The following is a 14,368-nucleotide window of genomic DNA, read 5'->3' on the forward strand; positions in this document are numbered from 1 at the left end:
AGAGTTAACAGCTTTTTTTAATTCCAGGGACACATTGAGGACGGTTTTTGAGGGTGTCAAAAGTCATAAATGCTTTTATACAAAGAGTTAAAAATGGAGACGAGGGGAATCGAACCCCCGACCTTCTCGTTGCGAACGAGACGCTCTCCCGGACTGAGCTACGTCCCCATAGAAATGAGTATAGTTTGCCACAGACGGCGCTGATGGCAAAGAGAAATTTTAAAGAACAACAAATTAACGATTTTCGGTTCAGCTTTAAATTAGAAATCGCAAGCTGAAAATCACAAGTTCATCTGTTTTCTCTGTGTTCCTTGCGCCCTTTGCGGTGAATTAAGTTTCCATTATATATCCCATATTCCAAATTGCAAACCAATTCTTCGTGTGAAAGTTTAGCTGAATTACAGCTATTTACTGTTAAAATTCCCTTTGGGGTTGACATACAGAAAGACCTCTGCTAATCTAATTCACACATATGATATATTTTTCACTAGCGATTGGTCTTATCATGGTTGTTTTTCTTAGTTTTGCTATTTGTGGATTGTGGACAAAGTATGCAAATCTCAAGACGGTTAAGGGATTTCTCTTCCCTGGCACAATCGTACACGAACTCAGCCATGCGTTTCTATGTCTCATCACAGGGACAACGATTAAAGAACTGAATCTGTTTACATCCAATAACACGGGGATTAAATACGACAAGCCAAAGGTTCCTTTTCTCTTTGACTTCGCCATTGCTTCAGCGCCGATTTTTGGTTGTGCGTTTTTCATCTTTTTTATATCAAAGATACTCTCCAACCCGATCAATCTCAATAGCACATTTCCCCAGGAAATTCACTTTACGGTCAAGGGATTTTTCGACCTGATACGACATTTGCTTGATACCGTATGGGTTACTTTTAACACCTTTAGGGATCACCTCCATCTAAAAAATATACGCCACATCTTCTTCGTATTGACCATTATTATTTTTACGGTTTCCATGGCGCCTCACAAGCAGGATATCAAACATCTTGTCCTTGGATTTGGTATTCTTTCATTGATTTTTTTCTTTCTTGAAAAAGTTGATATACGGTTATTAAAATACCATGGATGGGATTTTTTTATAAAGAAATTATGGGGGATTACTACCCTTTCGATCTCTGTACTTGCAACCCTGCTTTTTTTTACTTTAACGATAATGGGTTTTATCAAAGGATACAGGTTGACATTTGGGCACAAAGGTTCGAGTAAATAATCCAGAAATAATTTATTTTGGCAGTTTTTTTACGGCAATAGGCCACGTGTATATTGCAAAAAACGCAAGAGGGGTTTGCCGGATTTCATTTCCCCACACCACTGAAGAAAATTTTCTCGATTCATTTTTGAAAGGCACATTGGTAAAAATCCAGAAAAACGATTCGCTTCTGAAAGCCGAAATAGATATTTTAAAAGAATATTTTAAAGGTAAACGGGTAAATTTCAATTTTCCTTTGGACTTAAGCGAAGGTACAGCATTCCAACAAAAGGTGTGGAGAAAATTACGGGAAATACCTTATGGAGAACGCCGGTCATATAAATGGGTTGCAGAACAGATTGGACATCCTCTGGCCGCAAGGGCCGTTGGTCTAGCAAACAATAAAAACCCTTTTCCCCCTGTTGTTCCCTGCCATAGGGTTGTCGGTTCAGATGGTTCGTTAACTGGGTATGCCTTCGGGATCCATATCAAAAAATATTTGTTAGAGATGGAATGTAAGGCTGTTTATGACAGTGGTTTTTGCAAACAGTGAGTGTTCTGTAATCAGGGTTGAAAGAAATTGCGGGGGGAGAAGATTGTTAGCTTTACGGCTTATCCACAGAAATACCGGGATAGTGTTTTCTCTGGCTTTTTGATGTGTTTTACTGTATTTTGCTTACTTTAGCTATTCTTTGTTTTTCCCGGCAAATTCAAGGGTTCCCAAGACTTTTTATCTTTGGTTTGTTTTGACCTGTTTTGATAGGCTTTTATCAATAGGTACGGTCAAAAGTACGGCTATTTTTTTATAGCAGAGAGGGCATAATATGCGCATAATCATCGCAATCGAATGCAAAGGTGACGAACCAGAAACAGAGCTTTCCCGTGTGCTGAATGAAGTTGCGGAGAAGATATCCGGGGAAGATTTAACACCAGGGGAATACCTGTTAAAAGAGGACAACGGAGACGTAACCGGCAAGATGTTCATTGAGGATACCGAGGGATTCCTGACGGATGAGGGTTATAAGGCACTTGCAAATACAATAAAAAAGCAGAGACAGCATTACGCATCAGAATTGCCTATCTCAGACGAATTATAACGGCCTGCCATAAAAGTAAATCAGATATCAAGGCATTTAAGGGCTGGATTATCGCATAACAAGCGGTATTCCAGCCTTTTTTGTTTGAATATTCCCAAGTATTTCCGCAACAAAATTCCACACAAACGAAATTTACAAAAACACCACATATCCGCTAAGCCAGTAAATACAGGGGTTTCAAGGCATTTCAAGTTTTGTTTACAACAACGGATTGACATTTTAAAACAACATGATAATCTGTTAATTATTGTAATATCTGTGTTGGCGGATCACAGTATAATAAATGGACGCTTTCTTTTTTGGGAGGAAAATATCTTCAAAATACGATAACGAAATTTTTTAAAATAAAAATTCGATTAACACAGATTTCTTTTGAAAGGGGCGATCTGTGAGAATGAAAATTTTGTGCCGGGAATAACCCCCGCTGCATCTTTTTCCTTCTTGCAGACTGCCCTTTTTTATTTCTATAACCCACATTTTACTGGAGGTAAAAACATGAAAACATATCGGCATTTAAACTTCTTAATTGATGGCAATACTTATGATGCTTTGAGGAGACAAAGCAGGAAGCTTGACATGTCCATAAGCCGAATCGCAAGGGAGGCGATTGCGTCTTTCTTGGAAAACGGGAGATGTTCAAAGTCTTCGAAAGGGCTGGCATTGGGCGGTGAAAACTCTAAGGAGTAGTGCCGGAGGGCGATAAATGGTGACCACAATAGATTACAAGCAAGACTTAGGTTACGACCTCCTAAAGGCGCTGATTCACGGCGGGCTTCAAAACGGTAAGTTAGATGCTATCCTTTCACTCGAACCAGAACGCTTTGATAAGTTTGCACTGCGTGAAATTTTCTTCGAAGCGAAAGATATTTATAAGCAAAATTTACCAATCACTACCGCAACAATTATTCATCGGCTAGGGCAACGATTGCAGGGAAGGCCACTGCTTGGAAATATTATCGATATTCTCTTGCTCATGGAATCGGAGCGGGACGAAGCTTGCCTTTTGGCTGTAAATATCGAAACTTATTTAAAACAATTGAGGGAACCCAAAATTGAAGTTTCTGAAACTGTTCAGGCATTCAATGCGACCGACCTGGGCAACGCAAGACGGCTGGTTTCGCAACATGCCAATAAAATCCGCTTTTGTTTCGCTTGGAAGAAATGGCTTGTTTGGGATGGTAAAATTTGGCGCATAGATAATGATGGTAAAATCCTAAGATTGGCAAAGGATACAATTCGATGTCTTTACGAGGAGGCGGGAGAGATTGCGGATAAATACGAAAGACAAACCCTGGCAAAATGGGCAATAGCGAGCGAAGCAGAAAACAGATTGCGGGCGATGATATCCCTTGCACAAAGTGAACCTAGCGTTCCTATTTCACCCGACCGGTTAGACATAAATCCTTTCTTTTTAAATTGTCTTAACGGCACAATTGACCTGCGGACTGGACAATTAAAGCCACACGATCCCCAGGACTACATAACCAAGATAATCCCGGTTGAATACACCCCCGATTCGCAATGCTCTTTATGGATTGAATTTCTCGAAACTATTTTCAATTGGAATTATGACCTAATCCAGTATGTCCAACGAGCGGTTGGATATTCATTGACCGGGGATGTTACTGAACAATGTCTTTTTCTTTTACATGGAACAGGTAGCAATGGCAAAAGTACCCTCCTGAGTTGTTTGTCCATGTTACTTGGCGATTATGCCCAAACTGCTGATTTTGAAACTTTTCTTATTCGAAAAAGCGAAACTGTTCGTAATGATCTGGCAAGGATGACAGGCAAACGTTTTATTTCTGCTATCGAAGTAGAGGGCGAGCGGCGATTGGCTGAGGTGTTGGTCAAGCAGTTAACTGGTGGCGACACTATCACAGCAAGATTCCTTTTCGGTGAATATTTTGATTTTAAACCCACTTTCAAGATATGGCTGGCGGCGAATCATAAACCTAACATCAAAGGGACGGATTATGCGATCTGGCGGCGTATTAAGTTAATTCCGTTTAATGTCACTATTTCCGAAGACAAAAAGGATCAGAAGCTTTTGGAAAAATTGAAGGCTGAAATGTCCGGGATGCTTACTTGGGCTGTCCAGGGCTGCCTCCAGTGGCAAAAGAATGGACTGCAAACACCGGATGATGTGAGTCGGGCTACAAATAATTACAAAGCTGAAATGGATGCGATAGGGGCATTTCTTTCTGAATGTTGTGTCCTCATACCTGATGCTAAGGTTCCGGCGGGAAAATTATATGAAACATATAAAAGGTGGTGTGAACAATCTGGGGAGTATATTTTAAGCCAAAGAAGTTTTGGAACCCGGTTATCGGAGAGAGGTTTTGAACGAAAACAATCAAGCGGCCATTGGTGGAAGGGAATCGGTATTTGTGAAAGTACCCTTTAGTACCGATAGTACCCTTCTTTCCGGAAACTTTTTTATATTCTATCTCATATAGGACTTTCCAGAATAAAGGGTACTAATCGGTACTTCGGTACTAAATCTTTTTGATATGTTTCGATTTCTTTCGATTTTCTCAAAATGATAAAAAAATCAGATTTGGTCATTATCCAAGATACGAGGGAACAAACCCCTTTGGTGTTTAAAAATGCAACAGTGGAGGTTGTTGGACTATCCACCGGGGACTATAGTTTGAAAAATTTCACGGATAAAGTGACCATAGAACGGAAAAGTCTTTCTGATTTGTTAGGATCGCTTGGGGTTGGCCGTGAACGTTTTATGAATGAGGTACAGCGCATGAGGGCCTTCGATTATGCAGCTATTGTCATTGAGACGTCACTTTCAGACATCTATAAGGGTAAATGGCGAAGCGAAATGACGGTGGCATCGGTTGTCGGAAGCTTACAGGCACTAAGCGCAAAATACGGGGTGCATATACTTTTTGCGGACAATCCGACTATAGCAGCGGATACAGTTGAAGGGCTTTTGTATCATTTTCTACGGAAGCAGCACGAGTATTTAGAACGAATAAAACCTTATTTGGTTTAATTCTTAATTCTTTAGATTTTGAAAACCGAAAAGGCGTATGAAATAGTTTACGAATTTTTTACGGGTTTAACTTTTATCAGTCTTTTTTTTATGGAGGGTTTAAAAAATGAGAAATAATATTGAGGTTGCGGTAGGAGCGTATAGGTCGGCACAGGGGGAGATTGAACAGTCATTAAGAAAACAACGAGAGCTAATCAAACGGCTGGACGATGCCAGGGAAGGCCTCCCCAAGCTGGAGCGGGCTTGCGAATCGGTTAGGCATGAGCGTGAGAAGATTGCAGATAAATTTGTCCTGGGTGAATGTACTGAGCTGGAATTTCAAGAGGCTGGTGAAAAGCTCGAAAAGGCCGAGAAATCCCTTGCAGATGGCCGGGTAATACATGATGCACTAACCAGGCAAGTTAAGGCGCTGGAAACTGATTTGCCTAAAAGATACACAGAACTTGACCTTTTGCAACGTCAATGCTGGGAACAAATTTCTTTGCAATTCGAGAGCAAAATTACCGGTGGGGTCAGGGAGACCATAAGAACCATAGTTGCAATCGGCTGTCAGATCGGACGGACACGACAATTTATCTTGGATTGCCTGTTTCCGAATCCCAGCAGCGGTGAAACCCAGCAAATTCAAGGGGAGTTGCGTGAGGAATACAGTTTGAACGATTAATCGGCTACCTCCAGGCCGATTCCTGGCATGGGGTGTTTCCGTGATAGCATCCCATGCCTTTCTTTAAACATTTTTTACGAAAGGATAGTTATGGAAAACACGAAAAAATGCCCATTAAATTTGGACGGCTTCCGACATTTTTGCCCAGATGATCGGAATGGACACCCGAGCTTAGAGGAAATCAAAACGAATCTTGAGAGGCGATCCGATTTGTACGAGTGCAACGACCTTCCGGCACATTTGCAGCGAGAGAAGGAGTTACTCCAATTTATCAGGACAGGCGAAAGGCCTAAGCGAATTGAAACAAAGTCTGAAGTGGTTACTCAGACTCCGAAAGTTGAACCTGCTCCGGTTCCGGCGATTTCACTTGCACAGCAAAAGGCAATGGACGACCTTGCAAGGCTGAAAGCGGGTGTCCCGTTCAGTAGGAGTTATACTCCACAGGCCACAACCGAAAGGATTGAACCACAGTCTTTGAGTTTCGAGGAAAGCTTAATCGCAAATTGGAAAAATGACACAGCATTGCAAAGAGAATTTACAAGCTTTAACGCTTATGCTGCATATATGCGGGCAGAAGCAGGGTCGTCGGCGGGGTAGCTGTGAAATAGGCCGTGACCTCCTGGCCTGGCCGTTCACGGCTTCGTCACTCATCATATAGCGGCCAGGCTACTTCACATGAAAAAGGAAGTGTGTAATAAGTTGTTGCGGGGCAAAGGTTAAGGTACTCCCAGAAAGCGTTTTTGTACGGGGGCAAGACGACCGCAGAATTTTCGCAGTCTCAGAAAAATTTTCGGGGGTTGTTATAAACATGGGAAAATTAACATCAAATGAAGTTTGTAAGGCTTTTTCGATCAGCAAAACCACTCTTACCAATTGGATAAACCGGGGGTGTCCGCATGAGCAAACCGCAAAAGGTAAGCTTTTTGTTTTGGCCGAGGTTATCAAGTGGCATCAGGAGAAATTTTTAAAAACTGAGAGCAGCGACACGGAAGGCCTTACGAAAGCAAGAGCGATGAAAGAGCACTTCCGGGCATTGTTGGCTGAACTGGAATTTAAGGAAAAAAATGGTGAGCTTGTACCGGTCGAGGCGGTCAGGAAGCAAGCTTTTGAAACGGCACGCATGGTCAGGGATTCGCTCTTGAATATTCCTAATAGAGTTAGTCCAATCCTTGCAGCCGAAAGCGATCACAGGGAGATCAATCAAATTCTTACGAAGGAAATTACGCAGTGCCTTGAATCATTATGCAGCGAATTAAATCAATCGGGGGTGACGAATGGCGAGAAAAATTGACCTGAGCGAGTTATCAGAAAAAATGGGAGTCAGCCGATACTTAATTGAGGACTGGATTCAGTTGGGTTTACCACATAAGAGAACCAGCCGGGGTTATAGATTTGATTTCGACCAAGTGGTCGAATGGCATGATTCTCATGTCAAACGAATAATTGGAACGGAGGGAAAAGATGATAAAACCACCACAAAATGAAACACAGGAATTAATCGACCAATATTTGCGGTATACAAGCTTACTTTTAAAAATCAAGGTATTGCTTATGGATGTTGCCAGGGTGAAAGATGAAATTAATCGAATAGAAGGGGGTGGGCAATGCCAGAATTAAAATTGTTGGGTATGGATGAAGCATCCAGTCTTTTGGGCATCAAGAAGTCAACCCTTTACGATATGGTCATGAGACGGGTAATTCCGGTAGTAAAAATTGGTAAGTTAAATAGGTTTAAATTATCCGACCTGGAAGTATTTATTGATCGGAACCGGCAGGAGGCGGTTTAGTTTTTCTAAAAGGCATGCCACAATCGTATAGTTTCGCCTTCTAAAAACGTTTCGGAATGTCTTCAACGTAGTCTAGGTCGATGAAGGTAATCGGAATGTGAAATTTATTGTTTCTTGATATGTTTTTGGAGCAAGGAATTGAAAATTTTAATATAGGGATATCAAATGAAGAGATTAGTAAATAGAAAATCTTTATTAAGTGAGGAAGAAAAAGATGTTTTTAGTGTAATGATCAGTTACGACCGTAGATTATCCAAAGCCAAAGAATCAAAGTATAAGCCTGTAAAAACACATTCATCGATAATTCAACATGCGAGGATGACAGCATTCAAAGAAGTAGAAGCCAGTCAGTGCGAAGTATGCGGTAAGAGTGATGGCAAGATGCATAGACATCATCATAATTACCTTAAATACAAAGATGTGATAATTTTATGCTCAAGTTGCCATCGTAAAATTCATAGCTTTGATCCTATTGGATGGTAAATTTTAAAGGAAGGGGGTAAGTGTGAATTTGGGATTAAAAACATATCATGAGAAAATTAAAGCTGGATTGATCGAAAGATCATTCAGACAAAAAAGACCTTCCATGAAAAAGGCAATCCTGGCAAAGTGCAAAGACTGTATGTGTGATTATATTGACGGTAGGCTGGATTGTGAAATCGAAGATTGTAGTCTTTATTTTTGGATGCCATACGGTAAGTTGAGAAAAAAAGATAAATGCCTGGAAACTGTCTAAAAAGTCCAATTTGCCGTATAGGTGGTAAAAGTTTTCTGGCGGGCTGGCTATCCGAGAAGATTCCTGAGCATACTTGCTACGTTGAACCTTTTTGCGGGGCTGGACATTTACTCTTTAGCAAGACACCTTCCCGGGTGGAAATAGTCAGCGATATTGACGGCCATTTGATAAACTTTTTTCGTGTTCTTCAGTATCCTGGAAAGAGACGGTATCTCACACAATTGCTTAATGGTATGCTTTATTCCCGTGAGGTATGGTTTATTTTAAGGCAGCGGTGGAAAGCTGGCGATATCCCATCAGGAAGGGCGGAGCGAGCGGCACAGTGGTTTTACCTGAACAGGACATGCTTTTCAGGTGACCAGGTAAGGGGTGGCTTTGCTGTACCTTCTACCACTGGCAGGAATCCAGTAATGAGTTTTAGGAACTCTATCGATGGACTGAACGCTATTGCAGAACGTCTCAGAAACGTTTGTATTGAGTCCTTAGATTATGCCGAATGTATCAAGCGATACGATTCAAAAGACACCTTATTCTATTGCGATCCTCCCTATCTGAATGCAGAACATTATTACAGCAAGGATTCCTTTGGCCATGACGATCATTATAAACTTGCAGAGCTACTTCACGGCATAAAGGGTAAGGCCATGATCTCACATTATCAGAACGGCCTATACGATGAATTGTATAAGGGCTGGTGCCGGCATGAATATTCAAGCTTCAAGGGTAGCCATAAATCAACAGGGGAATCAAAGCCAAAGACTGTGGAATGCCTTTGGACGAATTTTGAACGGGAGTTTAACCGATGAACTATTTCAATGATTTTTTATTTTGGATAATAGGCTTTGAGATAACCAGAGCAATATGCTGGATGATCTGGACGGGGTTACAGTGGCACTAATGTGTATGTTTAGAATGTTTCTGGCTATATAATGTCCACGCAAGACCAATCAGGCCAATAACTGAAATTATTATAAAAAGTATAGCAAGGTTACTCATTTTGTATATTCCTTTCCAGGCTATATGCCCAAAAGAAAACTATTAATGTTGCTATAATGCCAGAGACAATAACAGGGATGTCTAATTTTTCTTTTACAAAATTTCCAACAACAGTAAGAAGGGCAATCCCCTTACTAATATCATACAAATATTTGGCTGTGCTTTCTCTCTGTTTCTTAGTCATGCGTTTTGTAACATAATACCAATTTCACCAAAACACGTCAAAAGAAAAAGGAATAGATAAAAACACTTGACAATATCTTAAAGATACGATAAACGTACTTCTGTTGGTTTAGTTTCGTTGTGTTCGGTTAAGTTAAGTTTTGTTTGTGGCGTTGGTCAGGACGCTTGAATAATTTTGCTCCTGGGGTAGACTTCAGGAGCAAAACGAAGGCAACGGCTGTGGGGCTGACCACCTATGGCTTGTTGCCTTTTTTATTTGAAAAGGACGGTGAATAATGGCGGTAAGGTGGAAAAAGTATTATCCGGACAAGTGCAAAATTCAGGATGCCGAGGGTAAAGAAATTTCCTGTGATGGTAAGCGTGAGGATTATTGTCCAACGGATTTGCCTATAAAGAAAAACGGAGATATTCCGAAGTGTGGGCGGTGGTTGATAGAATTGTTTGATGATAGAAAACGGTGGGTGTCAGTTAGCTTCAGGGACGTTAGAAGTCGGAAGGATGCTATGAAAAGGTTAATGGTGCTTGTCGGTGATAGGGAGCGGGGCAAACTGCAATTGCCAAAAAAAAAGGTCATTCCTGCCCTTGCAGAGTATTCCGGGAGATACCTGGAACTACACAAAGGGGCGAAGGAAAATACCCTATGCGCAAAGAAAGTATGTGTAAATAATCTTTTAAGGTATTTGGGTAATTACCAGCTGGATAAGATTACATCATTCATTGTTGAGAGGTTTAGGATTGAACGCAAAGAGAAAGACCAGGTGAAGGACAGCACAATCAACGATGATGTCAAATTTTTAAGTCATATCTTTACTGTAGCCATGAAAGAGGGCATCGTTGATAAGAACCCATGCAAAGAGGTTAAGCGTTTAAAGGTGGCACAGACCAAAGACAGGGTATTGAGTCCCGAAGAAATTAAGCTGATACTTGAATTACCACAAGACAAAGACCGCATGATGATTCTAACGGCATTGTTCACCGGGATGAGGTTAAACGAGGTATTAGGCTTAAGATGGAACGATGTTGACTTTGCCAGGGACTTGATAACATTTACCCAAAGCAAGACCGGCAAACTCATAGCTGTACCACTGTCAGAATATCTAAGGGGAGAGCTACAGGGTTACAGGGGTAACGATGCTGCGGATAGAATCTTTGAAACCAGAGACATAACAAAGGCCGTTGGTAGGAAGTACAGCGAACACTTTAGCCATTTGTTTAAGGGCTTAGGGATTCATAATTTCACATTCCACAACCTGAGACATACCTTTTCGAGCTTGCAGGCAGAGCTAGGAACCGGGGCTGTAGTCACCAAAGACCTCTTAGGGCACTCTACTTTGGCTATGACCTTGCGTTATTCGCATACTAACCTTGACAGCAAGAAGAAGGCTATTCAGGTATTAACGGACCATGTTCTGAGTATGAATAATAATGCAGATTTGGCCGTAGCACAGTAACAAAGGTACGACAGGAGTACGACATAAGAAAGGCATGTGTTCTGTAACTATGCGTAATTTAAAGGTTTGTGGATTCTGTGGAAATACCGGGATAGTGTTCTTTCAGCGGATCTTTATCCCGTATTACATGCTTTTGTTTTTGGATGTCTGCCCGTAAATACTTTGGCAGATTAAAGAGTGAATGATGTGTAATACTATCGTAAAAACGAAGCTCGCTGGCAATCCTTGAATTGATCCTTGCATCAATTTCTTCACCCGTGATATCAAGATTGGATGGGTTGTGTGTTGCCATGGAAAATCCCCACTGAAGTGCATAAGAAGGAATATAGGTAACGTAGGGGAATACATGCGGAAACACCTTACTTAATGTATTGCAAATGCAAGTAAATGCATCGTTCTCTGAAATAGAAGCTGCACCAGATTGCACGATAAGTATTCCATCCTTTTTCAGCCTTTCTGCAACAAGCTGATAAAATTCCAGGGTAAAAAGCATATATGATGGTCCACTCTCTAACGGGTCATTCACATCTACGATAACCACATCAAATCTATCCTGTATCCGTTCCAGATATTTTCTGCCGTCTTCAATAACGAGTTCCACACGCTTGTCATCAAATGAGCCAGCATGAAATGAGGAAAGAAATTTTTTGGAACAATGTATCATTTCCTTATCAATATCAACCATTACGGCCTTTTTTACCGTTTGATAGCGAAGCGCCTCCCGCAACGTCGCCCCTTCGCCGCCCCCTAAAATGAGTACGGTTTCTGCTCCCGGATGTAAAATAAAAGGAGGGTGTACCAGTGCTTCATGGTAAATAAATTCATCAGTTTCCGCTGATTGAAACTCATTGTCGAGGATGAGACATCTTCCGAAATTATAGGTATCGACTATGATAATTTTTTGGATCTCTGACTGAACCTGGCATACAACATCCCTGAAGGCATGTTTGTGCAATTCGTAACTGTTAAAATAATCATCTATCCAATTTACCGGAGACTTTTCCATACGATTTCTCACCGTTTCTATAAACAGATTGGAGAACGAGAACCAGGGATATTTACATTCATTTCCACCGTTTTGCCACCTTGTATCTTCCTGGATGCAAGGTTTCCTCTTTCCAATTCCAGCAGGGAGGTTTCTTTTGCATGAAATGCCTGTATTATGAAAGAGGCGGCATTTTGCGGGTTGATGGTGTTGCCGCCACAGATGAAGACGTCTGCCGCGGCATACCCATATTCAGGCCATGTATGAACCGAAATATGAGACTCTGCAAGAATAGCGACTCCCGTAACACCGTAGGGACTAAATCGATGACATACGATATCTACCAGTGTCGCCTGTATAGACTTTGTAGCTTTCATGAGAATTTCCTTTACAACATCAACATTGTCAATGATATCGTGACAACATCCCCACATCTCCAGAATGATGTGTCTACCTAATGCATCCATTGTGTTTTCCCCCAAGCTATGTAATAATAAGTAAACACACAACCTTTGTTTCTATTTTGATTTGTACTTTGAATGTATATTTTTTGCTATTGATTTCATTTTTGGTCAAAAACATCGTTTTAGGAATGGCTAAAGATTCATAGCCGTAAACGAGTGTTTGATTCTAGAATGAAGAATGAGACTTGTCAAGAATGAATATATGGATAGAACAGAGAAATATTTTGACAATTAAAATGCCATCCTGTATAGTCCTGAATCTATGAAACATACAGTAATAAAGAATGCATCCCCAATTTTTCTTCATTTTTGTTTATTAATCTCCTCCAAACCCCTGTACTTCCCCTTTAATAAAGAAGGAATAGGGGAATGAAGGAGAATTGTAGAGATTTTAAGAAATTTTCGTATCACTTCGTGGGTGTGGGTGGCATTGGTATGAGTGCAATTGCCCAGGTGCTCAGGGAGAAAGGTCATATTGTCAGCGGCTCTGACAGAAATTATGATAAAAATATTACCGATGACGTATTTTCTAAGCTCTTTACTCAGGGTATTTCACTCCACCCTCAGGATGGTTCAGGTGTTAAAGAAAATACAGACTGTGTAGTCGTTTCCTCCGCTATCGAAGAAGATAACCCCGATATCAAAAAGGCGCGTCTCTTTTACAAAAAGATCACAAAGCGTGCCGACCTCCTTGCTGAAATGTTTAACCCCGGGTATGGCATTGCTATTGGTGGAACGAATGGCAAGACCACGGTAAGTTGTATGGTGGGCTATATACTCGACTATGCCGGCCTGTCTCCTACCATTATCGTGGGTGGCTGTATCAAAAATTTTGCAAATAACTCCCGCTTAGGTAATGCAAAGACAGGCGACTCGGATATTATCTCCATTGAGGCAGACGAGAGTGACGGCAGCATTGCTTTGTATACACCCCGTGTATCCGTCATTACCAATATCTCGAAAGATCACAAAACCATCGAAGAGATATCGAAGATGTTTATTACCCTTTCACAAAATACAGGGGAAAGGCTCATTCTCAATGCAGATTGTCCGTATCTGAAAATGATAGATTTTCAGCATAAGGATATTGTTACCTATGGATTAAACAACAACGCCAGTATCTGTGCAAAAAATATAGCCTATAAATCATTTCAGTCCACGTTCACCGTAGATGATCAGTCCTTTGAGATAAATCTGCCCGGTAGTTACAATGTATCGAATGCGCTTGCAGCTATTGCTGTGGCGAGGAGTTTAGGCATAAGTGATAGCAAAACTGCCGCGGCACTCAGAGAATTCAGGGGTGTACAACGCAGGATGGATATTATCGGAGAGATTAATGGAATAAAGATAATAGACGACTATGCCCATAATCCTGAAAAAGTTAAAGCGGCAATACATGCCGTAAAGCTTGGCTGCAAACGGGTCATAGCCATCTTTCAGCCGCACGGCTACAGTCCAACGAATTTTATGAAAGAAGAATTTATTGACGCATTTACGAAAGTTCTTTCTCCTAACGACATCCTTTTTATGCCGGAAATATTCTACGCTGGCGGCACTGCCAGCAAAAATATCTCTTCTGCCGATATCGTGAAACGGATAAGCAAAGGAGATAAAAATGCCTTCTTCATCGAAAGGAGAGACGATATTATTCCATTCATCGATAAGCAGGTTTCAGCAGGCGACTGTATCCTTGTTATGGGGGCACGAGACAATACGCTTACAGAATTTTGCCAAAAAATTTTCCAATCTCTTGTAAGATTATCAGAATTTTAAAACCATGCC

General features: G+C 41.1%; 19 protein-coding genes and 1 tRNA gene. 16 read left to right on the top strand and 4 right to left on the bottom strand.

All coding sequences use genetic code 11. From position 1 onward, the window contains the following. Window positions 1–94: 94 nt before the first annotated feature. Window positions 95–168 (bottom strand) — tRNA-Ala (locus BROSI_RS16865). Window positions 169–472: 304 nt separating this feature from the next. Here BROSI_RS16865 and BROSI_RS20075 point away from each other — a divergent pair. The 14 genes from BROSI_RS20075 to BROSI_RS16935 all read left to right on the top strand — a co-directional run bounded on the left by BROSI_RS20075 (window position 473) and on the right by BROSI_RS16935 (window position 9,313). Continuing rightward, window positions 473–1,234, top strand: coding sequence for a M50 family metallopeptidase (locus BROSI_RS20075; protein WP_052564948.1), 762 nt, complete (start codon window positions 473–475; stop codon window positions 1,232–1,234). Further along, window positions 1,209–1,766: a methylated-DNA--[protein]-cysteine S-methyltransferase gene (locus BROSI_RS16875; protein WP_200891780.1), complete on the top strand. Its 558-nt coding sequence runs from the start codon at window positions 1,209–1,211 to the stop codon at window positions 1,764–1,766. Before BROSI_RS20075 ends, BROSI_RS16875 begins: the two co-directional genes overlap by 26 nt. A 271-nt stretch (window positions 1,767–2,037) precedes the next feature. Beyond that, window positions 2,038–2,310 carry a hypothetical protein gene (locus BROSI_RS16880; RefSeq protein WP_052564950.1) on the top strand — a complete coding sequence of 91 codons (273 nt, stop codon included), beginning with the start codon at window positions 2,038–2,040 and terminating at the stop codon, window positions 2,308–2,310. A 495-nt stretch (window positions 2,311–2,805) separates the two neighbouring features. Next, on the top strand, window positions 2,806–2,997 hold the full coding sequence (locus BROSI_RS16885) for a hypothetical protein (protein ID WP_052564951.1): 192 nt from the start codon (window positions 2,806–2,808) through the stop codon (window positions 2,995–2,997). A gap of 16 nt (window positions 2,998–3,013) precedes the next feature. Next, on the top strand, window positions 3,014–4,717 hold the full coding sequence (locus tag BROSI_RS16890; protein WP_052564952.1) for a DNA primase family protein: 1,704 nt from the start codon (window positions 3,014–3,016) through the stop codon (window positions 4,715–4,717). Window positions 4,718–4,852: 135 nt separating this feature from the next. After that, on the top strand, window positions 4,853–5,320 hold the full coding sequence (locus BROSI_RS16895; protein WP_052564953.1) for an ERCC4 domain-containing protein: 468 nt from the start codon (window positions 4,853–4,855) through the stop codon (window positions 5,318–5,320). 106 nt (window positions 5,321–5,426) lie between these two features. After that, entirely contained in the window at window positions 5,427–5,984 is a 558-nt protein-coding gene (locus BROSI_RS16900; RefSeq protein WP_052564170.1) for a hypothetical protein, read from the top strand. Window positions 5,985–6,074: 90 nt separating this feature from the next. Next, window positions 6,075–6,581 (top strand): hypothetical protein, encoded by a 507-nt coding sequence (locus tag BROSI_RS16905; protein ID WP_052564954.1) that lies wholly within the window; start codon window positions 6,075–6,077, stop codon window positions 6,579–6,581. A gap of 211 nt (window positions 6,582–6,792) precedes the next feature. Then, a complete protein-coding gene (locus BROSI_RS16910) occupies window positions 6,793–7,275 on the top strand; it encodes a hypothetical protein (RefSeq protein WP_052564955.1) in 483 nt (160 codons plus the stop codon). Between the two features lie 170 nt (window positions 7,276–7,445). Continuing rightward, window positions 7,446–7,601: a hypothetical protein gene (locus tag BROSI_RS20080; RefSeq protein WP_157842596.1), complete on the top strand. Its 156-nt coding sequence runs from the start codon at window positions 7,446–7,448 to the stop codon at window positions 7,599–7,601. After that, on the top strand, window positions 7,589–7,771 hold the full coding sequence (locus BROSI_RS16920; protein WP_052564957.1) for a helix-turn-helix domain-containing protein: 183 nt from the start codon (window positions 7,589–7,591) through the stop codon (window positions 7,769–7,771). The genes BROSI_RS20080 and BROSI_RS16920 overlap by 13 nt, the downstream gene beginning before the upstream one ends. A gap of 165 nt (window positions 7,772–7,936) precedes the next feature. Continuing rightward, window positions 7,937–8,254, top strand: a complete 318-nt coding sequence (locus tag BROSI_RS16925) for a hypothetical protein (protein WP_052564958.1) — start codon at window positions 7,937–7,939, stop codon at window positions 8,252–8,254. 22 nt (window positions 8,255–8,276) lie between these two features. After that, window positions 8,277–8,507 carry a hypothetical protein gene (locus tag BROSI_RS16930; protein WP_052564959.1) on the top strand — a complete coding sequence of 77 codons (231 nt, stop codon included), beginning with the start codon at window positions 8,277–8,279 and terminating at the stop codon, window positions 8,505–8,507. Further along, window positions 8,489–9,313 (top strand): DNA adenine methylase, encoded by an 825-nt coding sequence (locus BROSI_RS16935; RefSeq protein ID WP_052564960.1) that lies wholly within the window; start codon window positions 8,489–8,491, stop codon window positions 9,311–9,313. The genes BROSI_RS16930 and BROSI_RS16935 overlap by 19 nt, the downstream gene beginning before the upstream one ends. 182 nt (window positions 9,314–9,495) lie before the next feature. On the opposite strand, the gene BROSI_RS16940 is transcribed toward BROSI_RS16935, so the two are convergent. Continuing rightward, a complete protein-coding gene (locus tag BROSI_RS16940; RefSeq protein ID WP_052564961.1) occupies window positions 9,496–9,687 on the bottom strand; it encodes a hypothetical protein in 192 nt (63 codons plus the stop codon). A gap of 274 nt (window positions 9,688–9,961) precedes the next feature. On the opposite strand from BROSI_RS16940, the gene BROSI_RS19335 reads away from it, so the two are divergent. Beyond that, window positions 9,962–11,137, top strand: a complete 1,176-nt coding sequence (locus BROSI_RS19335; protein WP_052564962.1) for a tyrosine-type recombinase/integrase — start codon at window positions 9,962–9,964, stop codon at window positions 11,135–11,137. Between the two features lie 58 nt (window positions 11,138–11,195). On the opposite strand, the gene speE is transcribed toward BROSI_RS19335, so the two are convergent. Together speE and speD are read right to left on the bottom strand one after the other, a co-directional pair. After that, on the bottom strand, window positions 11,196–12,143 hold the full coding sequence (gene speE, locus BROSI_RS16950; protein ID WP_052564963.1) for a polyamine aminopropyltransferase: 948 nt from the start codon (window positions 12,141–12,143) through the stop codon (window positions 11,196–11,198). A gap of 17 nt (window positions 12,144–12,160) precedes the next feature. Continuing rightward, window positions 12,161–12,589: an adenosylmethionine decarboxylase gene (speD, locus tag BROSI_RS16955; protein ID WP_082059283.1), complete on the bottom strand. Its 429-nt coding sequence runs from the start codon at window positions 12,587–12,589 to the stop codon at window positions 12,161–12,163. A 366-nt stretch (window positions 12,590–12,955) separates the two neighbouring features. On the opposite strand from speD, the gene murC reads away from it, so the two are divergent. Next, a complete protein-coding gene (gene murC / locus BROSI_RS16960) occupies window positions 12,956–14,359 on the top strand; it encodes a UDP-N-acetylmuramate--L-alanine ligase (RefSeq protein ID WP_052564964.1) in 1,404 nt (467 codons plus the stop codon). Window positions 14,360–14,368 lie beyond the last annotated feature (9 nt).

Source organism: Candidatus Brocadia sinica JPN1 (assembly GCF_000949635.1).
Lineage (GTDB): Bacteria > Planctomycetota > Brocadiia > Brocadiales > Brocadiaceae > Brocadia > Brocadia sinica.